Below are 22,542 nucleotides of genomic sequence, written 5' to 3' on the forward strand. Positions count from 1 at the left end.
TTTCGCGTACGGGTGGTTGGGACGGGAACGAGTCTGCCGCATTCTCGCCGCTCCCACGGAACCCGCCCGTCGGTAGAGTGCGGGCCATGAGCGAGCGAAGCGAGGCGGCCGCATGAGCGACGGCGCGGTGCTGCACGTCCGGGGTCGGGTGCTGGTCGGTCCGGAGGACGTCCGGGACGAACTCTGGGTGGTGGACGGCAGGGTGAGCTTCACCCGCCCGCCCGGCGCCGGGGACGTCCGGACCGTCACCGGCTGGGCGCTGCCGGGACTGGTCGACGCGCACTGCCACGTCGGCCTGGACGCGCACGGCGCGGTGGACGCCGAGACCAGCGAGAAGCAGGCGCTCACCGACCGCGACGCCGGCACCCTGCTGATCCGCGACGCCGGCTCCGCCGCCGACACCCGCTGGATCGACGAGCGCGAGGACCTGCCGCGGATCATCCGGGCCGGGCGGCACATCGCCCGAACCCGCCGCTACATCCGCAACTACGCGCACGAGATCGAGCCGGGCGACCTCGCCGCCTACGTCCGGGCCGAGGCCCGGCGCGGCGACGGCTGGGTCAAGCTGGTCGGCGACTGGATCGACCGCGAGCGCGGCGACCTCACCGCCTGCTGGCCCGGTGACGCGCTGGCCGAGGCGATCGCGGCGGCGCACGAGGAGGGCGCGCGGGTGACGGCGCACTGTTTCGCGGCCGAGTCGCTGCCGGACCTCCTCGCGGCGGGCATCGACTGCGTCGAGCACGCCACCGGGCTGACCGAGGAGCTGATCCCGGCCTTCGCCGAGCGCGGGGTGGCGATCGTCCCGACGCTCGTCAACATCGCGACCTTCCCCGCGCTGGCGGCCGGCGGCGAGGGCAAGTTCCCGGCCTGGGCCGCACACATGCGCCGCCTGCACGAGCGCCGCTACGACACCGTCGGCGCCGCGCACGACGCCGGGATCCCGGTCTTCGTCGGGACGGACGCGGGCGGCTCGCTCGCGCACGGTCTGGTGGCGGAGGAGGTGGCCGAGCTCGTCAAGGCCGGACTGAGCCCGAACGAGGCGCTTTCGGCGGCGAGTTGGGGTGCGCGCGAGTGGCTCGGGCGCCCCGGCCTGGAGGAGGGCGCCCCGGCGGACCTCGTGGTCTACGACGAGGACCCGCGGGCCGACGTCCGGGTGCTGGCCGCACCCCGCACGGTGGTGCTGCGCGGCCGCCCGGTGGGCTGACGGTTCTCAAGATCATCCGCTGAACGCGCTGTCGGCGTAGGCCGATAGGGTGGCGACCATGGCACCGCGTCCACTTCACGAGATCGTCGAGCCCGGCTGGGCGACCGCCCTTGCACCCGTCGCCGGGCAGGTCGCCGCGATGGGCGACTTCCTGCGCGCCGAGCTGGCCGCAGGCCGCACCTACCTGCCCTCCGGGCCGAACGTGCTGCGCGCGTTCCAGCAGCCCTTCGACGACGTGCGGGTGCTGATCGTCGGGCAGGACCCGTACCCGACCCCCGGGCACGCCGTCGGGCTGAGCTTCTCGGTCGGGCCCGAGGTGCGGCCGATCCCGGCCAGCCTGATCAACATCTTCCAGGAGTACGGGACGGACCTCGGCCTCCCGCAGCCGTCCAACGGCGACCTCACCCCGTGGACGCGGCAGGGCGTGCTGCTGCTCAACCGCGCGCTGACGACGGCGCCGCGCAAGCCCGCCGCGCACCGCGGCAAGGGTTGGGAGGAGGTCACCGAGCAGGCGATAAAGGCGCTGGTGGCGCGGGGCGGCCCGCTGGTGGCGATCCTCTGGGGCCGGGACGCCCGGAACCTGCGGCCGTTGCTCGGCGAGGTCCCGGCGATCGAGTCGGCGCACCCGAGCCCGTACTCGGCGAACGGTGGCTTCTTCGGCTCGCGGCCGTTCAGCCGGGCCAACGACCTGCTGGCGCGCCAGGGTGCGCAGCCGGTGGACTGGCGGCTGCCGTAGCAGCTCCGGGTCACGGCGGAACGCCAACCTCACTCCAACGGGTGAAATGACGGTCCGTGTGACTCGTGTGACGGATCGTTTGAGAAGACTGGCGGCTCATCGTTCCATCGCTGTGGGGGTACCGCCATGTCTTCCCGACGAATCGTTTCTGCCGCTGCTGCCACGGTGGTGTGCGCACTGCTCGCCGTCCCGCCCGCCGAGGCGGCCGGGCCGACACCGGTGCCGGCGCCCGGATCCCCGGGCACGGCGCGCGCCGTCACCGCCGAGCTCGCGCTGGACGTCAGCCTGCTGAACAAGGCGGTCGACGTCCCCGTGGACATAGCGCTGAACAAGGTGGAGACGCCCGCGCAGCGCGAGGGCTCCGTGCTGACCGCCAAGGTCGACGGCGTCGACCAGCAGGGTCCGGTCACGCTCGTCAGGGCCGACGTCGGCAAGTCGGCGACGCGCTCCGACGCCAAGGGCACCGCCGCCTCCGTCCAACTGGTCAACGCCGACGTGCACGCGCCCGGCCTGCCGGGCACCGCGCTGCTCGGCCTGGAGGCGATGAGCGCCGAGGCGACGTGTCCGGTCGACGGGCAGCCGACCGCGAACGTCGTCGCGCCCGCGAAGCTCACCGTCCTCGGCAAGCCGGTCACCGTCGGCCTGTACGCGCCGACCACGGTGGACGTGCCGCTGGTGGGCAGCGTCTCGGTGGAGTTCTCCAAGCGCACCACCACCTCGACCACGGCCGCCGCCTCCGCGCTGGAGGTGCAGGTGGAGGTGAACCCGCTGAACCTGAACGTCGCCAAGGTCACCGGGAAGATCACCGTCGCCTCGGTGAGCTGCGAGAAGCCGGCCCCGCCGACCGGCCCGGCCACGGCCACCCCGACCGCGGCGCCCACCACGGACGCACCCACCGGTGCGCCCACCGCCCGCCCGGCGGCCGACACCACCACGGGTGCCGCCGCGCACGCAGCCTCCGCGCGCCCGGCCGCTGGCCTCGCCGAGACCGGCGGCAGCAGCGCCACCGGCCCGCTCGCCGCCGGGGCCGCCGTCCTCGTGGCGGGCGGCGTCGCCGCCCTCTGGGCCACCCGGCGCCGCCGCGCCGCGCACGCCCGTCACCGCTGACGGACCGGCCCGGGGCACGGGAGGAAGCGGGAGTGCCATCCCCGGCACTCCCGCACCGTGACCGTGTCAACGCGGACCGTTGGTTCACATGCGCGTTACACGAGAGGAACAACCGGGAAACGGCGGCTTGCGACGCTACGCGGGCACCCACCACCCAGCAATGCGAGGGACCAGCCGTGGCAATCAAGGCCGAGTACATCTGGATCGACGGCACCAAGCCGACCGCGAAGCTCCGTTCCAAGACTCGCGTCCTGCCCAACGCCGACAAGATCCCGACCTGGGGCTTCGACGGGTCGTCGACCAACCAGGCCGAGGGCCACGCGTCCGACCGCGTGCTGGAGCCGGTGAAGGTCGTCAAGGACCCGATCCGCGGCGGTGACAACATCCTGGTCCTGTGCGAGGTCCTGGAGACCAACGGTGAGGCGCACGAGTCCAACACCCGTGCCCTGCTGCGCGAGGTCGCCGAGAAGTACTCCGCCCAGGAGTCGATCTTCGGCATCGAGCAGGAGTACACCTTCTTCAAGGGCTCCCGCCCGCTCGGCTTCCCGGAGGGCGGCTACCCGGCCCCGCAGGGTGGCTACTACTGCGGCGTCGGTGCCGAGGAGGTCTTCGGCCGCGAGATCGTCGAGCTGCACCTGGACCGCTGCATCGACGCCGGCCTGGCGATCTGCGGCATCAACGCCGAGGTCATGCCCGGCCAGTGGGAGTTCCAGATCGGCCCGGTCGACGCCCTGACCGTCTCGGACGACCTGTGGATCGCCCGCTACCTGCTGTACCGCACCGCCGAGGAGTTCGGCATCGACGCCACCCTGGACGCCAAGCCGGCCCGTGGCGACTGGAACGGCGCGGGCGCCCACACCAACTTCTCCACCAAGGCGATGCGCGAGGGCTACGAGGCCATCATCACCGCCTGCGAGTCGCTCGGTGCCTCCCAGGAGAAGGTCATGGAGCACGTCAGCCAGTACGGTGACGACATCCAGTCCCGCCTGACCGGCAAGCACGAGACCGCCCCGTGGAACGTCTACAGCTACGGCGTCTCCAACCGCGGTGCCTCCGTCCGCATCCCGTGGCAGGTCGAGGTGGAGCAGAAGGGCTACATCGAGGACCGCCGCCCGAACGCGAACGTCGACCCCTACGTCGTCACCCGCCTGCTGATCAACACCTGCTGCGAGGCCCTGGAGAAGGCCGGCCAGGTCTGATCCGCCGCAGAGCGCACGTACGGCCGCAGGCCCTTCCCCGTGGTGGGGAAGGGCCTGCGGCCGTCTTAGGGTGCCTACCGGTCGGGGGTCAGACCAGGGTCCACTTCTGGTTGGCCGCGCCGGAGCACGTCCACAGCGAGAGCGCGGAGCCGTCGGCCGTCGCCGCCTGCGTCACGTCGATGCACAGGCCGGACTGGACGCCGACGACCGAGCCGTCGGCGTTGAGCCGCCAGAGCTGGTTGGCGCCGCCGTTGCAGTCGTAGATGTCGATCTTGGTGCCCGGTGCCGTCTGGTTGTCGTAGGCGTCGAGGCACTTGGTGCCGCCGTAGATCGTCAGCTGGCCGGCGGCGGTGTAGGTCCACTGCTGGTTGCCGCCGCCGTTGCAGTCCCAGATGTCGGGCTGCGTGCCGTTGGCCTGGCTCGCGAACGGCAGGTCCAGGCAGCGGCCGGAACCGGTGCCGAGCAGCGCGCCGGTGCGGGGCCACTGCTGGTTGGCCGCGCCGGAGCAGGTCCACAGGGCGATGCCGGAGCCGTTGGCGGTGGCGGCCTGCGTGATGTCGATGCACAGGCCGGACTGGAGGCCGGTCACGGTGCCGTCGGCGTTGCGGCGCCACTGCTGGTTCGCACCGCCGTTGCAGTCCCAGATGTCGATGGCCGTGCCCGGTGCCGTCTGGTTGTCGTAGGCGTCGAGGCACTTGGTGCCGCCGTAGATCGTCAGCTGGCCGGCGGGGGTGTAGGTCCACTGCTGGTTGCCGCCGCCGTTGCAGTCCCAGATGTCGGGCCGGGTGCCGTTGGCCTGGCTCGCGAACGGGACGTCCAGGCAGCGGCCGGAACCCGCCCCGCGCAGCACGCCCGCGCTCGGCGTGGGCGGCTGGGCGCAGGGCCCGGCGGCCGGGGCGCCCGCGACGTCGGAGGCCTTCAGGAAGGCCAGCCGGTGGTTGTAGCGGATCGGGTAGTAGGTGTCGCAACCGACCACCAGCGTGCGGTCGTTGGGGGCGCTGCCGTCGATGTTCTGCCCGTAGTAGAAGTCGGACTGAACCGGGGCCGCGCTCGCCGCGACGTAGGACTGCCCGGCCGGCACGGCGGCGTTCAGCGGGGTGACGGCCTGCGCGGTGATCGCGGGGTACGGGAGGTAGGCGGAGGCCTCGGGGTAGCTGCGCCCGTACACCGGGATGGAGGCGGCGCCCGACTTCGGGGTCAGCAGGGTCTGGCCGGGCCGGTTGTCGGCGGTCGCGGTCTGGCCGCCGGGGTTGTAGAACCAGGCCTTCTGGCCGTCGTACCAGATGGCCGTCCAGTCGCCGCTCAGGTCGGCGACGACGTAGGAGGCGCCGGTGACGGCCTTGTCGCTCCAGTCGGCGGCCTTGGTCGAGCCCCCGTTGATCAGCGGGGCGTTCGGGTCCGGGTTCGTGCGCAGGTAGACGAAGTTCTCCGGGCGGTCGGCGGTGCCGGTCACCGGGGGCTGGTTGGTGGCGTCGAAGGCCGGGGTGATGGTGACCTTGCCGCCGACCGCCGGCAGGCCGCCGATGCCCGCCTTGAGCGGGGCGCCGAGCAGGTCCATGTAGTGCGACCAGTCCCAGAACGTTCCCGGGTCCCAGTGCATCCCGGCCACGTTCGCCTGGAGCGGGCCGGGGACGTCGTCGTGGCCGATGATGTGCTGGCGGTCCAGCGGGATGCCGAAACGGTCCGCCAGGTAGCCGACCAGCGCGGCCGAGGACTGGTAGAGCTGCTCGGAGTACCAGGTCGGGCGGTCGGTCGGGAAGGCGTAGCCCTCGTGCTCGACGCCGATGCTGTGCATGTTGACGCTCTTGTTGCCCGCGTGCCAGGCCACGTTGTTCGTGTTGACCAGCTGGGTGACGTGACCGTCCGAGGAACGCACCATGTAGTGCGCGCTGGCCTGGTTGCTCGGGTTCTGGAACGCCGAGATCGAGCCGGCGAAGCCGCCCTCGGTGTCGTGGATGACGATGTACTGGATCCGGTCGCCGTCGTCCGGGCGGTTGGCTTTGGCGTAGTTGCCGTAGGACGTCGGGTCGCTCGGGTTGGTGAGCGCGTACGCGGCGGGCTGGAAGTCGCAGCCGAGCGAGGCGGGGCACTCGACGCTGCCGTCGGCGACCGCCGCGGCGGGGGTGGCCGTGGTCGCCGTGGTGGTGCCTGCCGGTGCGGTGCCGGCGGTCGCCGTCGTGACGAACGCGGCGCGGGTGGCCGTGCGCGGGGCCGGCGCGGCGGACCGGGCCGCCGTGGACGGGACGTTCAGGACCGGGACCGGCGCGAGGGTGACGGTCTCGCCCTCGGCGGTCTGCCGGGAGACGCCCTTGCGGAGCGTGTCGAAGACCCGGTCGGCGAACGGGTTCGCCGCGCCCGCGTCCCCGGACCGGCTGAACCGGGCCACCGCCTGGTACCAGGCGCTCGGGTCCGCCGAGGCGGCCCGGCCGCTCCGCTTCAGCGACTCCTTCTGGTACTCGGCCAGCAGCGCCGCGCCGCCGCGGACGCTCTGCGCGGCGTCCCGCTTGAGGTCGTCCGCCGGACGGTGGATCAGCGCCGCCGCCGCGTCGAGCGTGTGCAGCTCCGGGCCGTCCTCGACGGACGGCGCGGTGGGCGTGCCGGAGACCGGCCGCGGCGGGACGTCGTCGCCGCGGCCGTCGGCCGTGTCGGGCCCCGGCCCGGCGGCCAGCGCCGCGCGGACCGCGGCGACGTCGACCTGGGTCAGGCCCATGACGTTGTAGTTGCCGGTCGTGCTCGGCGCGCCCCGGTGGGAGTCCCAGCGGGTCTCCTGGTAGGACAGCGCGAGCAGCACGCCCTCGGGCACCTGGAACTCGGCCGCCGCCGCCCGGAACTGATCCTGCAGCGAGCCCTGCGCGGGCGCGGCGGCGGCCGCCGGGACGAACCCGAAGGCCGTGCCGGCCAGCACGGTGGCCACGGCGGCGCCGAGGGCCCGTCCGCCGCGCGGGGCGAGCGGGCGCTGTGCCGCTCTCGGTATGGAAATCAACGGACTCTGCCGACCTTACGTTCTGTCGTGTGGAGGCCCCGGGAGGTTCTTCCGGGCCGCCGCGACGCTAGCACCCCGGGGCCGGAAACCCGGTAGTCAACCCGGCCGACGGCGGCCAGGATGAACAGGTATGACGCCCCTTCTGCTCATCGACGTCGACGGGCCCCTGAACCCCTACGCAGCCCCCGGGGAGCAGCGCCCGGACGGCTACGACACCCACCACGTCCTGCCCGATTCCTGGGTGGCGCGCCGCCGGCCGGGGCCGGGCGAGCAGGTCGAGCCGCTGCGGGTGTGGCTCAACCCGCTGCACGGGCCGGAACTGCTGTCCCTGCCGTACGAACTGGTGTGGGCGACCACCTGGATGGACGAGGCGAACACCTTCATAGGCCCCCGCATCGGCCTGCCCGAGCTGCCGTACATCCGCTGGACGGAGGTCTTCCGCGCGGACCCGGACGGCCTGCACTGGAAGACCCGGGACCTCGTCGCCTGGGCGGACGGCCGTCCCTTCGTCTGGCTGGACGACGAGCTCGGGCCCCAGGACATCGAGTGGATCGCCGCCCACCACCCGGGTCCGGCCCTGCCGCTCTGGGTCGACCCCCGGGCGGGGCTCGGGGAGCTGCACTTCGCGGCGCTCCGGGAGTGGGCGCAGGACGGCGAGCGGGTGGAGGACGGGGAGTGAGCGGGGACGCCGGAGGGACGGTCGTCGGGACGGTCGAGCGCCTGCGTCGCTACCCGGTGAAGTCGCTGCTGGGGGAGGAGCTGCCGCGCGCGGAGGTCACCGGGCGCGGCCTCGCGGGCGACCGGATCCACGCCCTGCGCGACGTCGGGACGGGCCGGATCGCCAGCGCCAAGCACCCGCGGCTCTGGGCCGGCCTGCTCGGCTTCACGGCCGGGACGGGAGCGGACGGCACGGTGGCGATCACCGGCCCGGACGGGCGGGGCGTGGACGAGGCGGGGCTGTCGCAGGCCCTCGGCCGCAAGGTGGCGCTGATCGCCGAGCGTCCGCCCGGGGCGACGATCGAGCGGGCCGTGCCGGACGAGGTGCTGGCCCGCGGGATCGGGGAGGAGGTCGCCTTCACCGTCAACGAGCTGGGCCGGGCCGCGCCGGACGGGACGTTCTTCGACTTCGCGCCGCTGCACCTCCTGACGACCTCGACGCTCGGCGCCGCGGGCGTGGAGGCCGAGCGCTACCGGCCGAACGCCGTGATCCGCACCGACGGCACCGGCTACGTCGAGAACGGCTGGGTGGGGCGGGAACTGGGCATCGGGCCGAGCCTGCGCCTGCGCGTGCCGGCGCCCACCCCGCGCTGCGCCGTGCCGACGCTGCGGCACGGACCGCTGCCCCGCAGCGCGGACGCCCTGCGGGTGCTCGCCGAGGAGAACCGCCTGGTGCCGCTGGAGGGCATGCCGGAGCTGCCCTGCGCGGGCGTGTACGCGCAGGTGCTGGCGCCGGGGCCGATCGCGGTGGGGGACGTCGTCACGCTGCGGTGAGGACGGGCCAGGTCAGGCCTCGTCCAGCACGGCCGCCAGCGCGTCCAGGAAGCGCGCGGTGGTCGGCTCGTCCCGGACGGCGATCCGCAGCCACTCCTCGCCCAGCCCCGGGAAGGTGTCCCCGCGGCGGACGGCGAAGCCGCGCGCCCGCAGCCGCTCCCGGACGGCGGCCGCGCCGGGCAGCCGGACCAGGACGAACGACGCGGCCGGTTCCCCGTGCACCCGGACGGACGGGAAACCGGCCAGCCCCTTCACCAGGTTCGCGCGCCACAGGGCGAGTTCGGCGGCCGCCTCCTCCGCCTCGGCCAGTGCCGCCGGCGTGCTGCACGCCTCGGCCGCGGCCAGCGCCGGGGTGGAGACCGGCCAGAGCGGCTGCGCGGCGCCGAGCTCCGCGATCAGCGGCGCGGGCCCGAGCACGTAGCCGATCCGCAGCCCGGCCAGGCCCCAGGTCTTGGTGAGGCTGCGCAGCACGACCACCCGGCCGGGCAGGTCCCGGGCGGCGGCGAGGGATTCGCGCTCGCCGGGCACGGTGTCCATGAACGCCTCGTCCACCACCAGGGTGCGCCCGGGGCGGGCCAGCGCGGCGACGGCGTCAGCGGGGTGCAGGACCGAGGTCGGGTTGGTCGGGTTGCCGAGGACGACCAGGTCGGCCTCCTCCGGGACGGCGCCCGCGGTGAGCCGGAAGCCGTCCGAGGGCGACAGGAGCACCCGGTGCACGGCGTGCCCGGCGTCGCGCAGCGCCGCCTCCGGCTCGGTGAACTGTGGGTGGACGACGATGATGTGACGTGCCAGCAGAACGCGCGCGAGCAGGACGAACGCCTCGGCCGCGCCCGAGGTGAGCAGCACCTCCTCCACCGGGCGCCCGTGCCGCGCGGCGACGGCCGCGCGCGCGGCCGTCTGGTCCGGATAGGCGGCGAGTTCGCCGAGCGTGGCGGCGAGGCGCTCGCGCAGCCAGAGCGGGGGCGTGCCGGTGCGGACGTTGACGGCGAGGTCGACCAGGCCGAGCCCGTCGGCGCGCACCTCGGCGTCGCCGTGGTGACGGAGGTCGGGTTCGGCTCGGGTCACGCGGGGTCTCCTTGGTGCTGCTCCCGGGGCTCGTCCCGGACTTCGAGGGGCAGGCCGGGGACGCGGAGGACGTCGTACGCGCCGGGCGGCACGCTCAGCGCGGCGCCGTCGCCGAGGGCCACGAGGGCGACGTCGTGGCCGTGCGAGGCCAGGGCGGCGGCGGCCCCGGCGCTGTCGTCCGTCGCGATCCTCCGGGTGGCCGGGCGCAGCAGGCCGGCGACCGCCGCGACCGCGTCCGGCGGCCCGACCACGGCCGAGACGCTCCGCAGCGCCTCCAGCGCGCGCGGCACGAGCAGGTCGTGCGGCCCGGGGCCGAGGCCCACCAGCGTCAGCCGTCCGCGCAGCGCCGTCCGCGCGATCGCGATCGTCGCGTGCGCCGACTTCCGCTTGGTGACGACGAGTTCGCCGCCCGGCGCGCTCGCCAGCGCCGCCGCCTCGGCGACGCTCGCGGTACCGACGGCGGCGCCGACCGCGGCGGACGGGTTCGGCACCGGGACGGCCGCGAGCGCGTCCGCCGGGTGTTCGTCCACCGGCGGCCGGCCGAGGCACCAGTGGGCCCAGTTCACGGCTGGGTGGTGGCCCCTGCCGGCCACGGTGGCGATGCGGGCGACGGACTGGCGGGACAGGCCGGTCTCCCGCAGGACGTCCATGAGCAGCCGCATCACCTCGGTCTGCTCGGTGCCGCTGCCCGCGCCGATGCCGAGGACGAGCGTGCGGGGGAGGACCACGAGGCCGCTGTCGGGGTCGTCCGGGTCCTGGGGGTCGGGGATCCGCAGGACCGCTTCCTCCGGGGGCGCCGTCGCGGTGGGGCCGTCGGGTCCGGGGCCGGTCCGCCGGGTCAGCTCGGCGAGCGCGGTCTCGCGCGGGGACGGCGGGCCGGTGAGCACCGGCTGGACGCCGAGGACGGCCGCCACCTCCCAGGCCAGCTCGGTGGTTCCGGGGTCGCCGGTCAGCGGGATCGCGTACCGGCGCCGGGGGTCCACGCAGAGCAGGCCCTTGCCCTCGGTGCCGCGCGGGCCGGCGTGGTCGAGCAGGCGGACGGCCCCCGGGAGGGGCGCCAGGCAGATCACGTACTCGCACTCGTGGAGCGCCAGCGTGATCGCCTCCGGTGGGCCGAAGCAGTTGCCGGCCGAGGCCCGGTAGACCTTGCTGCTGTCCGGCCAGACGGCGTGCAGTTCGGCGGCGAGCGGCCGCACCGACCCGTTGACGGCGACCAGCCCGATCACGTCCAGCTCCTCAGCTCGCTCCTTGACCAGGGTTTGACCCGGCTTCGGGCCGGCCCCGTCCGGCCCCGCCCCGACGGGCAAAAGCCCAGGTGATCCCACCACGCCCGGCCGGAACGGGTCAATCGCCGGTGGCTGTGACGTCGGTGGGGCGCTCCGCGGGCGGGCGGCAGCTGTTCGTCTGTTCTTCACTTGTCTTGTGCGGTACACGACACCACGGCGATCCTACTGTTCTCGGCGCTCAACCCCCATCAAGCCCGAAGCACATTCGACGCCCGGAGGATCCCCATGGCCTTCGCACGACTCCGCACCCCCGGCACTCCCCGCCGCCGCACCCTGACCGCGCTCGCCGCGGCCCTCGGCCTCTCGGCCGGCTCGCTCGGCCTGTGGGCCGCCACCGGCGACGCCGCGGCCGACACCGCAGCCGCCCTGCCGGCGCCGGACCACATCGTGGTCGTCGTCATGGAGAACCACGCCTACTCGCAGGTGATCGGCAGCTCCAACGCGCCCTACGTCAACAACACCCTCGTGGCCGGCGGCGCGACGCTGACCCAGTCCCACGCGCTCACCCACCCCAGCCAGCCCAACTACTACATGCTGTTCTCGGGCAGCTCCCAGGGCGTCACCGACGACAGCTGCGTCGACGTCGGCACCATGCAGGCGCCCAACCTGGCCTCCGAACTGCTGGACGCCGGCCAGACCTTCGCCAGCTACAACGAGGGCATCCCCGGCGTCGGCGCCACCGACTGCCGCGTCGACACCTACGCGCAGAAGCACAACCCCTGGTTCGGCTTCGGCAACGTCCCGACCTCCAGCGCGTACGGCATGGACGCGTTCCCGGCCGACTTCACCACCTTGCCCAAGGTGTCGTTCGTCGTCCCGGACCTCTGCGACGACATGCACGACTGCTCGGTCGGCACCGGCGACTCCTGGATCCAGACCAACCTCGCCGCCTACGCGGACTGGGCCAGGAGCCACAACAGCCTGCTCGTCATGACCTTCGACGAGGACAACAAGCTCTCCGGAAACCGCATCCCCACCGTGATCTACGGCGCGCACGTCGCTCCGGGCAGCAGCACCTCCACCAGCTACAACCACTACGACGTGCTGCACACGCTGGAGGACCTGGCGGGCGTCAACGCGCACGCCGGCAACTCGGCGAGCGCGAACGACATCACCGGCATCTGGAACTGACTCCCGTGTACGTCGCGGAATCCCGCAGCTCGAAGGCCCCCGTCGCCCCGGCCGGAACGCCGGGGCGGCGGGGCGCCGCCCCGCGTGCCGTACCCGGGGCCGTCCTCGCCCTCGGCACCGTCAGCCTGGTCACCGACGTCTCCTCCGAGATGGTCAGTGCCGTCCTCCCGCTCTACCTGCTGACCGGGCTCGGCCTCTCGCCGCTCGGCTTCGGGCTGCTGGACGGCATCCAGAACGGCTTCAGCGCGCTCGTCCGCCTCGCCGGCGGCCACCTCGCCGACCGGCGCGGCGCCGGCGGCGCGCCCCGGCACAAGGCCGTCGCGGCCATCGGCTACGGTCTGTCGGCGCTGTGCAAACCGCTGCTGCTGTTCGCCCACACCGTGCCCCTGATCGGCGCCGTCATCGCCGTCGACCGCACCGGCAAGGGCCTGCGCACCGCCCCGCGCGACGCGATGATCTCGCTCGCCGCCGACCCCGCGCACCGCGGCCGGGCGTTCGGCGTGCACCGCGCGATGGACACGGCGGGCGCGCTGCTCGGGCCGCTCACCGCGTTCCTGGTGCTCCGCCTGGCCGGCGGCCCGCTGCTCGCGGACGGCGGCGAACGGCACGGCTACGACGCGGTGTTCAGCGTCAGCGCGTGCGTCGCGGTGTTCGGCGTGCTGGTCCTGCTGCTGTTCGTGCCGAACCGGCTCACCGGCGACGAGCCCTCAACTGCCGCCCCCTCGCTGCGCGACGGCCTCCGGCTGCTGCGGCTGCCCGGGCTCCGGCGGCTCACCGTGTGCGCCGTTCTGCTCGGACTCACCACCGTCAGCGACTCGTTCGTCTACCTGCTCGTCCAGCGCCGCCTCGGCCTGTCCATCAACCTGTTCCCGCTGCTGCCGCTCGGCACCGCCGCCGCCTTCCTCCTGCTCGCCGTGCCCATGGGCCTGCTCGCCGACCGGATCGGCCGCCGCACGCTGTTCCTCGCGGGGCACGGGTTGCTGCTCCTCGCGTACGGGCTGCTGCTCTCGCCGCTGCGCGGACTGCCCGCGGCGATCTGCGTCCTGGTCCTGCACGGCTCCTTCTACGCCGCCACCGACGGCGTGCTCGCCGCCGCCGCGGCCGACGCCGTGCCCGCCGAGCAGCGCGGCGCAGGGCTCGCGCTCGTCGGCACCGGGCAGGCGCTCGCCCGGTTCGCCTGCTCGCTGCTGTTCGGCGCGCTGTGGAGCGCGATCGGCGGCTCCACCGCGCTCGCGTGGTCGGCGGGCACGCTCGCCCTGTGCGTCGTCGGCGCGGCCGTCGTGCTCCGCGAACCCGCCCGTGAGGTGTCCTCGTGAACCAGCCGCTCCAGAACCAGCCCCTTCCGGAGCCCGTCCGGGACCAGCCCGTCCTGGACCGGCCCGTTCAGGGCCGGACCCTCGGGAACCGGGCCAGGGTGCTCATCCTGCTGGTCGCCGTCCTGCTGCTCGGATCGGTCGGCACCGGCGCCGTCCTCTACGCCTCCGACCGCACCGCCCGCCGCGACCGGACGCAGGCGGGCGGCCCGGCCGTCTCGTCCGGGACGGTGTCCCTCAAGGCCGCCTCCGACGGCCGGCGGCTGGTGTTCCGCAACATGGCGTGGGGCCCGCACCGCGACGAGCTCACCACCGTCCCGGCCGACCGTGCCGACGGCCCCCGCACCGCCTCCGGTGTCAAGTGCCTGCGCTTCCACGCCGCCGGCGGCACCGGCATCTGCCTCCAGGCCGAACACGGCGCCCTGGAGGACACCTACCGCGCCGTCGTCCTCGACGACCACCTCGACGAGAAGCGCTCCTTCCCGGCCGCCGGCATCCCCACGCGCGCCCGCGTCTCGCCCTCCGGTCACTTCGCGGCCTGGACCGTCTTCGTCAGCGGCGACTCCTACGCCGGCACCGACTTCTCCACCCGCACCTCGATCGTCGACGTCCGCGACGGGAACCTCCGCGAGAACCTGGAGACCTTCGACGTCATCAGGGACGGGCAGCCGTTCCGGGCGCACGACGTCAACATCTGGGGCGTCACCTTCGCCGACGACAACACCTTCTACGCGACCCTCGCCTCCGGCGGCACCACCCACCTCGTGCGCGGCGACCTCGCCGCCCGCACCCTCACCACCCTCCACGACGACGTCGAGTGCCCCTCGCTCTCCCCGGACGGCACCCGCGTCGCCTACAAGAAGCGCGTGCCCGGCCTGCCCGCCGACTCGCCCTGGCGGCTCTACGTCCTCGACCTCGCCACCATGACCGAGACCGCCACCGCCGAGCAGCGCAACATCGACGACCAGGCGGTCTGGAGCGACACCGGCACCCTCCTCTACGCCCTCCCCGGCGACTACGGCGCCGACCTGTGGACCGTCCCGGCCGACGGCACCGGCGCCGCCCGGCGGGTCACCACGGCCGCGGTCGCCCCCGCGTACGTGGGGTGAGCGAGGGGGACGGCGGAGCACGTCGAGGAACTCTCGGCCGCGGTCCCTCGTCGAGCACGGTGACGGCTCGATCGAACGGGGGAGCGACAACGGTGGACGGAATCCCACCCGAGCGCGTGGTCACCGACTCCTGGCCCGCCCTGCACGGCCGGCCGGTGCTGCGCCGCACCGTCGCCGTGAGCCTCGTGCTGCTCGTCTCCGTCGCGGCGGCCCTGCTCGTCCAGGGCATCAACACCCTGACCCTGGGCGGCGGCGGCCGCGAGACCGACCGCGACCGCGCCGAACGCCTGGCCGGCCTCCACCCGTCCCAGCACCCGGGTGCGGGCCGCGCCTTCGTGCCCGTCGGCTCCGTCTACACCCACGCGCCCGACGGGTCCGCCGTCGCGTACCTCCACTACCGCGTCGCGGGCGGCAAGGACGTCGGCCTCGCCGACTTCCTGCGCGCCTACGACCTCCCCGAACCGGGCCCCGCCGCCCCGCTCCCTCCCGACCTGTCCACGGCCCTCGGCGGCAACGAACCCACGACCGCCCCGGAGCTCCCCGAGCCGTCCCCGTCGGCGCCCGAACTCCCCGGGCCGTCCCCGGCGGTGACCACGCCGGTGACCACGGACGCGTCGCCCGCCGACGTCACCCCGCCGGGCCCGGCGTCCGCCGCCGACCCCGACGAGGACGAGGACGGGGACGACGACGCCCCGCCGCCGCCCACCCCGACCCCCACCGCGACCGTGACCGTGACCGTGAGCCCCACGGCCACTCCGACCGCTGCGGCCACCCCCACCACGACCGCCGGCCGCCGCATCTACGTCTCCACGATCCCCGGGGGCCTTCCCGGCGCCGCCGACATCTACGTCCGCGCCACCGGCTGACGCGTTTTCCCCCGCCCCGACGCCGTACCCCCGCCGAGCGGGCTCGGCGGGGGTACGGGACGTCAGCGGGCGGCTGGTGCCGCTTCGGGGACCGGGTTCGTCGTCGCGGGCTCCGGGGCCGGGGCCGCGGGCTTCGGGGCGCGGGCCGGGGACTGGCCGGCCACCAGGGCGCCCAGGGCGATCAGGAGGCCCAGGACCTGCCACGGGGTGAGCGTCTGGCCGAGGACGACCAGGCCGCCGACCGTCGCGACGACGGGGTTGATCAGGCCGAGGAAGGACGCCGGACCGGCACCCAGGCGCTCGATGCCGCGGAACCAGAGGACGTAGCCGAGCGCCGTGCCGAACAGCCCGAGGTAGGTGAACCCGGCCAGGTTGGTGGCGGTCAGCGCGGGCGGTGCGCCCTCGACGACGGCGGCGAGCGGGACGAGGAAGACCGAACCGGCCAGGAGCTGCCACGCGGTCAGGTCGAGCATGGTGGCGCCCTCGGGGCGGCCCCACCGGCGGGTGAGGACCGTGCCCATCGCCATCAGCCCGATCCCCGCGACCATCGCGGCGATGCCGACGCCGTCCAGCCGTGCGCCGCTCTTGAGGACGAGGAGCGCGACGCCGCCGACCCCGGCCAGTCCGGCCAGGACGGTCCGCCGTCCGGGCCGGAGGCCGAGCACACCGATCGAGAACCCGGCGACGAGCAGCGGCTGGATCGCCCCGATGGTCGCCGCGACCCCGCCGGGCAGGCGGTACGCGCCGACGAAGACGAGCGGGAAGAAGAGCCCGATGTTGAGCATCCCGAGCACGGCCGCCCGCCCCCACCAGCGCCCCTTCGGCAGTCTGCGCCCCATGAGCAGCAGGAGCAGCCCCGCCGGGAGGGCACGGACGACGGCGAGCAGCAGCGGGCGGCCCTCCGGCAGGAGCTGCGTGGTGACGAGGTAGGTCGTGCCCCAGGCGGCCGGGGCGAGGGCGGCGGTGGCGGCGATTCCCAGGCGGTTCCGGTCCATGGCGGGTTCCCCTCAACGTTGACTATCTGAACGTTGAGATAAATTGTGCGCCGAGGATCTGTGAACGTCAAGTATGTGAAGGTTAAGATAAACGGGTACGGACAGCGGCCGAAGGAGGCGGAGGCCATGCAGGAGCAGGTGCGGCAGCGCGACACCGTGGACGACATCGTCGACCAGTGGGCCCGGGCCCGCCCCGAGATCGACAGCGGCCCGATGGCCCTGATCGGCCGGCTGCGCCGCCTCAACCTCCGCGTCGACTCCGCCCTGCGCGAGTACTTCACCCAGCACGGCCTGGACACCTCGGAGTTCGACGTCCTCGCGACGCTGCGCCGGGCCGGCGAGCCGTACGAGCTGAACGCCCGCGCGCTGCTCAAGTCCGCGATGGTGACGTCGGGCGCGATCACCAATCGCGTGGACCGGCTGTCCGCGAAGGGCCTCGTCGAGCGGCACCCGTGTCCGGGCGACCGCCGGGCGGTCCTGGTCCGGCTCACCCCGGAGGGCAAGGAGCTCGTGGACGCGCTGCTGCTCGGCCACGTCCGGAACGAGGAGCGCCTCCTCGCCCCCCTCGACCAGGGCGAGCGCGCCCAGCTGGACGCGCTGCTGAAGAAGCTGCTCGTCGCCCACGGGGACGTCGAGCGGCTGTAGCGCCGGTGGGCGGGACGACGTATCCAACCGATCCCGGTCGCGTTAGACCCGGCACAACCGTGCCGGAGGAGAACGCCGATGAAGGACAGGACCCCCAGGGACATCGCCGTCGACGACCAGCTCCGAGCCGCCGGCGCCGAGGGCAGGGAGTGGCTCGTCGCCGCCGGCTGGGGTCCGCCGGTGACGATCCCGATCCAGCAGGCGGCCCGCTGGCAGCAGGAGGCCCGCGCCCGGATGCTCGCGGCCGAGGCCGACGACACCTGGACCTTCTGCGAACACCTCTGCGCCGGCGGCCCCCAGCCCGTCGTCGTCCACGCCGAGGCCCCGGAGCGGATGCTCTGCCGAGCCTGCTCCACCGCCGAACGCCCCACCCGCCGCTGCCTGGAATGCGGCCGCCCCGCCGCCTCCACCTCCCCCGCCGACGGCCGCGAAGACGTCTGCATGGGCCCCGTGGCGATCTACACCCGCCTCCGCTGCCGCGCCTGCTACCGGGCCGACCCCCTCCGCGGCACCTTCGCCGCCGGCCGGCCGTAGGGCGTCGGCGGGCACGGTCACCCGCCGACCGCCGCCGAACTGCGGGAGGAGGTCGCGCGGTACCCGGCCGCTCTGCTCGGGAGGTTGGCGCAGGAGTCGGGCCCCCTATACTCCCCTGTGCTCGATGAGGCTGGGGGACGCATGCTGAACGGTTTCGAGTCGACTCTGCTCACCTTGCTCGGCGCGGTGCTGGTGATCCGTCTGGCGACGCTCCCGCTGCTGGTGCGTGCTCAGACGGCGGCACGCCGAAGGGCGTTGACGGCCCTGGGGGAGGACGCGAGCGCGGGTGCCCCGGGCGGCACCGGGGCGACCGTCGCCGATGCGGCCGTGGTCGTGCTGACCGCGGCCGCGGTGGTGGCCGTGGTCCCCGCGATGTTCGTCTTCGGCGACCGGCTGTTCGCGAAGCCGTTCGACACGGTCAACGCGCGGTACATCTCCATCGAGTCGCACCTGGCTCTCCACATGGCCCGGACCTGGTACGTCACGGTCTTCGTCGTGTGCCTGGTGCTCTGGCTGGGGCTCTCCTACCTGACCCAGCGCAACGTGCTGGCCACCGGCCTGCCACGGCAGGCGTGGCGGTCCGGGCCGACCCAGCTCCGGGTCGTCGGACTGCTCGTCCTCCGTGCCGTGCTCGCCGTGTTCGTCCTGCCGGTCATCCTGGTCCCGGCCGCGCTGGTCTTCCAGATCGTGGCCGTGTTCACGAGCCTCCGGCCCAAGCCGGTCGGCGCCGGCGCGGCGCAGCGACCGCCGCTGAACCCGCACGCAGCCACCGTGCCGCCGCAGGGGTACGTCCCCACCCAGCACACGCCGCCCGTACCGCAGTTCGCGCCGCCCGCACCCGCGCCGTCGACCGCGCAGTCCCAGCCGGCCCCGCCCGTCCCGTCCCTCGGGCAGCCGCTCGGCTCCCACGAGCCCCGCGTCATCGGCGGCTACCAGCTCCTGGGCCGGATCGGCTCGGGCGGCATGGGCACGGTGTACCTCGCCCAGCGGCAGGGTTCCGCGACGCAGGTCGCGCTCAAGACCATCAACCTCGAACTCCTCGACGACGCGGAGCTCCTGCGCCGGTTCCAGCGCGAGTCCGAGGTGCTGGCGATGGTCCCGGGCGCCTACACCGCCCGGGTGCTCGACTCGGGCGTCGACCAGGGCCGCCCGTACCTCGCCATGGAGCTGCTGGACGGCCGCCCGCTCGACGTCCACCTGCGCGAGCAGGGGCCGATCCGCTCCGCCGAGGCGCTGCGTGCCCTGGCGCTCGCGCTGGCCGTGGCGCTGTCCGGGGTGCACCGGCTGGGGTTGGTCCACCGGGACCTCAAGCCGGCGAACATCATGCTGACGACGGCCGGCCCGCGCCTGCTCGACTTCGGCATCGCGGCGATCGTGGACGGCACCCGGCTCACCATGACCGGCGGCGGGCCCGGCACCCTCACGTACATGGCACCGGAGCAGTTCGGCGACGAGCGGGTCGGCACGGCCGCCGACGTGTGGGCGTGGGCGTGCTGCGTGGTGTGCGCGGCGCACGGCGCGAGCCCGTTCGCGGCCACCAGCACGGGCGCGGTGATCCGCCGGATCGTGGAGACCGGGCCCGAACCGGCCGCGGTGGCGGCGGTCCGGGACCTCGATCCGGGGCTCGCCGCCGTCGTGGCCCGCGCCCTGGCCATCGACCCCGCGCAGCGCCCGGCGGACGGGGCGGCCCTGCTGGCCGCGCTCGCGGCGGCCCGGCAGGAGGCCCGGCAGGCGGCCCCGGACCCGGCGGCCGTCCACGACCAGATCACCCGGGGCTGGCAGACGCTGGCGCTCTGACGGAGAGGGCGCCCCTTTCGGCTCGGGCCGGGTGCCGCGGCGTCAGGGCACGCCCTACCCCGCGGCCGTCACCACCGGCTCGTGCCGGACCGGGAAGTTGACCGAGCTCGCGATGAAGCAGGCCCGGTGCGCGTCGGCGTGCAGGGCGAGCGCCTTCTCGACCATGCCCTCGGACGCGACCTCGATCCGCGGGTGCAGCACCGCCGAGGTGAAGTGCCCGCCCTCGGGCGTCTCGGCCATCGTGCCGACCGGGTTGTCGACGTACGAGGTCACGACGACGCCGTTGACGGCGCACAGGTGCAGGTACCAGAGCAGGTGGCACTGCGAGATCGACGCGAGGAGCAGCTGCTCGGGGTTCCAGCGGGCCGGGTCGCCGCGGAAGGCGGGGTCGGACGAGCCGGGGATGGTCGGCCGGCCGTCGGCGGCGACGTCGTGGTCGCGGCCGTAGGAGCGGTAGTCGCTCGTGCCGGTGCCCCGGTTGCCGGTCCAGGTGACCTCGGTGGTGTACGTGTGCAGCTTGGGCATGGGGGAGCCTCTCTCGACGGTTCTGGCGGGCAGTCGATCGCACCCGGGGAGGTGCCCGAGGACGATTCGGGCGCAACCGACCGCATCCGTCCGGGAGGTGTCCACCTCCACGTCGTACGTCACACCGGAGTGCACCGCTTCCGCCTGCGCCGCGGCCATCCCGGCGGCCCGGTCGCCGCGCGCCGCCTCCCGGGCGCTCGCGACGGCGGCGTCGCAGCGCACGCCGACCCAGAGCACGTCCAGGCCGTCCAGCGCCGCCCGCCACCGCTGCTGCGAGGCCGCGCCGCCGAGGAAGACCTCGTCGACCACGATCCGGGCGCCGGCCCGCGCCATCGCCGCGACCCCGGTCGTCCAGGCCGCGTCGAGCGCCGCGAACGCCGGTCCGACGCTCACCACACCGTCGGCGTCCTCGCCCGCCAGACCACCGATCCCCTCGCCGCCCTCGCGCAGCCGTGGCGGCAGCGCGTCGACCAGGGTGTCCGTGCCGAGGTGCAGCCACGGCTCCGGCAGCAGGTCCTGGAGGTGGCGCGCGATGCTCGACTTGCCCGAGCTGGAGCCTCCGTTGAGGACGATGACGTTCAGCGCGAACCCCCGTAGGCCGCTGCGGCGGAGGCGAAGGACGTGGCGAGTTCCGGGGTGCCGGCCCAGTGCAGGTGCAGGTAGGAGGCGTGGACGTTGCCGCCGGCGAAGCCCTCGGTGCGGGGGCCGGTGGGCTGGCGCCAGCCCCAGGCGGGGTGGTCGCCCGCGGCCGGCTCGCAGACCGTGCGGTGGAACTCGTGGCCGCGCAGCCGGGTGCCGGCCGGGCCGAGCGGGGAGTCGTGCAGGGCGACGGCCTCCCGGTAGCCGAGGGTGAGCCGTTCGGTCATCCGGGCGGTGGTGTCGAGCACGCCGCACATCGGTCTTCCGTCCAGTTCCCGCCCCAGGTAGAGCAGTCCGGCGCACTCGGCCGCGATCGGTCCGCCGGCGGCGGCGAACTCCCGGATCGCCGAGCGCAGTCGTGCGTTCCCGCTCAGCTCCCGGACGTACAGCTCGGGGAACCCGCCGCCGATGACGAGCCCGGCGGTTCCCTCGGGCAGCCCCGAGGCGTGCAGCGGGTCGAAGGGGACGACCTCCGCCCCGGCGGCGGCGAGGAGTTCGGCGTTCTCGGCGTACGAGAAGGAGAACGCGGCGCCGCCCGCCACGGCGATCCGGGGCCGACCGGCGACCGGTGCGACCTCGGCCGCCGGGTCCCACGGCTCGGCGTCCAATGCCGGTGCGGTCCTGGCCAGCGCCAGCACCGCGTCCAGGTCCACCGAGGCGGCGACGAGGTCCCCCATGTCCGCGACGGCCTTCAGGGCCTCCGCCGACCGCTCCACGGCCGGGATCAGCCCGAGGTGGCGCGAGGGCGTCGCGACGGCCGTGGAGCGGCGCAGCGCGCCCAGCACGGGCACGCCGGAGCCCTCCTCCAGGGCCTCGCGCAGCAGCTGCTCGTGGCGGTCGGAGGCGACCCGGTTGAGGATCACCCCCGCGAGCCGCACCTCCGGGTCCCAGGAGGCGAAGCCGTGCACCAGCGCGGCCACCGACCGGGACTGCGAGCTGCCGTCCACCACGAGCACCACCGGCGCGCGCAGCAGCTTGCCGACGTGCGCGGTGGACGCCAGCTCCCCGCGCCCCGACGCCCCGTCGAACAGCCCCATGACGCCCTCGACGACGGCGACGTCGGCCCCGGCCGCGCCGTGCAGGAACAGCGGCGCGATCCGCTCCGGCCCGCACAGGAAGGCGTCCAGGTTGCGTCCCGGGCGCCCGGCGGCCAGCGCGTGGTAGCCGGGGTCGATGTAGTCCGGGCCGACCTTGTGCGGGGAGACCGCGAGCCCGCGGGCGGCGAGCGCGGCGATCAGGCCGGTGGCGACGGTGGTCTTGCCCGCGCCCGAGGAGGGCGCGGCGACGACGAGGCGGGGGATGCTCAAGGAATCACCACTCGATGCCGCGCTGGCCCTTGCGGCCGGCGTCCATGGGGTGCTTGACCTTGGTCATCTCGGTGACGAGGTCGGCGAAGCCGGTGAGCGCCTCGGGGGCGTACCGGCCGGTGATGACGACGTGCTGGCTGCCCGGCCGGTCCTTGAGCACGGACACGACCTCCTCCGGGTCGACCCAGCCCCAGTGCATCGGATAGGTGAACTCGTCGAGCACGTAGAAGCGGTAGGTCTCGGCCGCGAGGTCGCGCTTGACCTGCTCCCAGCCCTCCTTGGCGGCGGCCTCGCTGTCCATCTCCATCTCGCTGGAGCGCTGGATCCACGACCAGCCGGAGCCCATCTTGTGCCAGTCGACGGTGCCGCCCTCGCCGGAGGCGCCGAGGACGCGCAGCGCGTTCTCCTCGCCCACCTTCCACTTGGCGGACTTCACGAACTGGAACACCCCGACGGACCAGCCCTGGTTCCAGGCCCGCAGCGCCATGCCGAACGCGGCCGTGGACTTGCCCTTGCCGGGGCCGGTGTGCACGGCGGTGATCGGCTGCGTGCGGCGCTGGCGGGTCGTCAGGCCGTCGTCGGGAACGCTCTCGGGAACACCCTTGGGCAT

At 74.4% G+C, this 22,542-nt stretch carries 20 protein-coding genes and 1 pseudogene; 13 read left to right on the forward strand and 8 right to left on the reverse strand.

Going from position 1 to position 22,542, the window contains the following annotated elements; genetic code table 11:
* Positions 1 to 112: 112 nt before the first annotated feature.
* The 4 genes from AB0C76_RS07250 to glnII all read left to right on the forward strand — a co-directional run bounded on the left by AB0C76_RS07250 (position 113) and on the right by glnII (position 4,246).
* Positions 113 to 1,204, forward strand: coding sequence for an amidohydrolase family protein (locus AB0C76_RS07250; protein ID WP_359960944.1), 1,092 nt, complete (start codon positions 113 to 115; stop codon positions 1,202 to 1,204).
* A gap of 58 nt (positions 1,205 to 1,262) precedes the next feature.
* A complete protein-coding gene (locus tag AB0C76_RS07255; protein WP_359960947.1) occupies positions 1,263 to 1,940 on the forward strand; it encodes a uracil-DNA glycosylase in 678 nt (225 codons plus the stop codon).
* A 126-nt stretch (positions 1,941 to 2,066) separates the two neighbouring features.
* Entirely contained in the window at positions 2,067 to 3,047 is a 981-nt protein-coding gene (locus AB0C76_RS07260; protein WP_359960950.1) for an SCO1860 family LAETG-anchored protein, read from the forward strand.
* Between the two features lie 176 nt (positions 3,048 to 3,223).
* Positions 3,224 to 4,246, forward strand: a complete 1,023-nt coding sequence (glnII, locus tag AB0C76_RS07265; RefSeq protein WP_359960953.1) for a glutamine synthetase GlnII — start codon at positions 3,224 to 3,226, stop codon at positions 4,244 to 4,246.
* An 88-nt stretch (positions 4,247 to 4,334) separates the two neighbouring features.
* On the opposite strand, the gene AB0C76_RS07270 is transcribed toward glnII, so the two are convergent.
* Positions 4,335 to 7,229, reverse strand: coding sequence for a ricin-type beta-trefoil lectin domain protein (locus tag AB0C76_RS07270; protein ID WP_359960956.1), 2,895 nt, complete (start codon positions 7,227 to 7,229; stop codon positions 4,335 to 4,337).
* Between the two features lie 130 nt (positions 7,230 to 7,359).
* On the opposite strand from AB0C76_RS07270, the gene AB0C76_RS07275 reads away from it, so the two are divergent.
* The gene (locus AB0C76_RS07275) at positions 7,360 to 7,908 is read left to right on the forward strand and encodes a hypothetical protein (protein ID WP_359960959.1); all 549 of its coding nucleotides are present in this window, start codon (positions 7,360 to 7,362) and stop codon (positions 7,906 to 7,908) included.
* Positions 7,905 to 8,720 carry an MOSC N-terminal beta barrel domain-containing protein gene (locus AB0C76_RS07280; protein ID WP_359960962.1) on the forward strand — a complete coding sequence of 272 codons (816 nt, stop codon included), beginning with the start codon at positions 7,905 to 7,907 and terminating at the stop codon, positions 8,718 to 8,720. The genes AB0C76_RS07275 and AB0C76_RS07280 overlap by 4 nt, the downstream gene beginning before the upstream one ends.
* Positions 8,721 to 8,732: 12 nt before the next feature.
* On the opposite strand, the gene cobC is transcribed toward AB0C76_RS07280, so the two are convergent.
* Both cobC and AB0C76_RS07290 read right to left on the reverse strand, forming a co-directional pair.
* Positions 8,733 to 9,785, reverse strand: coding sequence for an Rv2231c family pyridoxal phosphate-dependent protein CobC (gene cobC / locus AB0C76_RS07285; protein ID WP_359960965.1), 1,053 nt, complete (start codon positions 9,783 to 9,785; stop codon positions 8,733 to 8,735).
* Positions 9,782 to 11,011, reverse strand: coding sequence for a cobalamin biosynthesis protein (locus AB0C76_RS07290; RefSeq protein WP_359960967.1), 1,230 nt, complete (start codon positions 11,009 to 11,011; stop codon positions 9,782 to 9,784). Before AB0C76_RS07290 ends, cobC begins: the two co-directional genes overlap by 4 nt.
* Before the next feature lie 285 nt (positions 11,012 to 11,296).
* Between AB0C76_RS07290 and AB0C76_RS07295 the strand changes: the two genes are divergently transcribed.
* The 4 genes from AB0C76_RS07295 (at position 11,297) to AB0C76_RS07310 (ending at position 15,490) form a co-directional block, all read left to right on the forward strand.
* Positions 11,297 to 12,202 (forward strand): alkaline phosphatase family protein, encoded by a 906-nt coding sequence (locus tag AB0C76_RS07295; protein WP_359960970.1) that lies wholly within the window; start codon positions 11,297 to 11,299, stop codon positions 12,200 to 12,202.
* Between the two features lie 5 nt (positions 12,203 to 12,207).
* On the forward strand, positions 12,208 to 13,518 hold the full coding sequence (locus AB0C76_RS07300; RefSeq protein WP_359960973.1) for an MFS transporter: 1,311 nt from the start codon (positions 12,208 to 12,210) through the stop codon (positions 13,516 to 13,518).
* Between the two features lie 53 nt (positions 13,519 to 13,571).
* Positions 13,572 to 14,624, forward strand: a complete 1,053-nt coding sequence (locus AB0C76_RS07305) for a TolB-like translocation protein (protein ID WP_359961198.1) — start codon at positions 13,572 to 13,574, stop codon at positions 14,622 to 14,624.
* 92 nt (positions 14,625 to 14,716) lie between these two features.
* Positions 14,717 to 15,490, forward strand: a complete 774-nt coding sequence (locus tag AB0C76_RS07310) for a hypothetical protein (protein WP_359960976.1) — start codon at positions 14,717 to 14,719, stop codon at positions 15,488 to 15,490.
* Between the two features lie 62 nt (positions 15,491 to 15,552).
* Here AB0C76_RS07310 and AB0C76_RS07315 read toward each other — a convergent pair whose 3' ends face one another.
* Complete coding sequence (locus AB0C76_RS07315; protein WP_359960978.1) at positions 15,553 to 16,485, reverse strand: EamA family transporter; 933 nt, start codon at positions 16,483 to 16,485, stop codon at positions 15,553 to 15,555.
* Positions 16,486 to 16,611: 126 nt separating this feature from the next.
* Between AB0C76_RS07315 and AB0C76_RS07320 the strand changes: the two genes are divergently transcribed.
* The 3 genes from AB0C76_RS07320 to AB0C76_RS07330 all read left to right on the forward strand — a co-directional run bounded on the left by AB0C76_RS07320 (position 16,612) and on the right by AB0C76_RS07330 (position 19,461).
* Complete coding sequence (locus AB0C76_RS07320) at positions 16,612 to 17,130, forward strand: MarR family transcriptional regulator (protein WP_359960981.1); 519 nt, start codon at positions 16,612 to 16,614, stop codon at positions 17,128 to 17,130.
* Positions 17,131 to 17,208: 78 nt separating this feature from the next.
* The gene (locus AB0C76_RS07325; RefSeq protein ID WP_359960984.1) at positions 17,209 to 17,664 is read left to right on the forward strand and encodes a hypothetical protein; all 456 of its coding nucleotides are present in this window, start codon (positions 17,209 to 17,211) and stop codon (positions 17,662 to 17,664) included.
* Between the two features lie 141 nt (positions 17,665 to 17,805).
* Positions 17,806 to 19,461 (forward strand): serine/threonine-protein kinase, encoded by a 1,656-nt coding sequence (locus AB0C76_RS07330; RefSeq protein ID WP_359960987.1) that lies wholly within the window; start codon positions 17,806 to 17,808, stop codon positions 19,459 to 19,461.
* 54 nt (positions 19,462 to 19,515) lie between these two features.
* On the opposite strand, the gene AB0C76_RS07335 is transcribed toward AB0C76_RS07330, so the two are convergent.
* The 4 genes and pseudogenes from AB0C76_RS07335 to cobO form a co-directional block, all read right to left on the reverse strand.
* Positions 19,516 to 19,986, reverse strand: a complete 471-nt coding sequence (locus AB0C76_RS07335; RefSeq protein WP_359961201.1) for an OsmC family protein — start codon at positions 19,984 to 19,986, stop codon at positions 19,516 to 19,518.
* 60 nt (positions 19,987 to 20,046) lie between these two features.
* Positions 20,047 to 20,568 (reverse strand): annotated as a pseudogene (cpt, locus tag AB0C76_RS07340) (chloramphenicol phosphotransferase CPT); the annotation flags it as partial.
* Positions 20,565 to 21,932 (reverse strand): cobyrinate a,c-diamide synthase, encoded by a 1,368-nt coding sequence (locus AB0C76_RS07345; RefSeq protein ID WP_359960989.1) that lies wholly within the window; start codon positions 21,930 to 21,932, stop codon positions 20,565 to 20,567. The gene AB0C76_RS07345 and the pseudogene cpt, both read right to left, overlap by 4 nt.
* 4 nt (positions 21,933 to 21,936) lie before the next feature.
* Positions 21,937 to 22,542: a cob(I)yrinic acid a,c-diamide adenosyltransferase gene (gene cobO / locus AB0C76_RS07350; RefSeq protein ID WP_359960992.1), complete on the reverse strand. Its 606-nt coding sequence runs from the start codon at positions 22,540 to 22,542 to the stop codon at positions 21,937 to 21,939.

It is taken from the genome of Kitasatospora sp. NPDC048722, from assembly GCF_040650235.1.
GTDB lineage: Bacteria > Actinomycetota > Actinomycetes > Streptomycetales > Streptomycetaceae > Kitasatospora.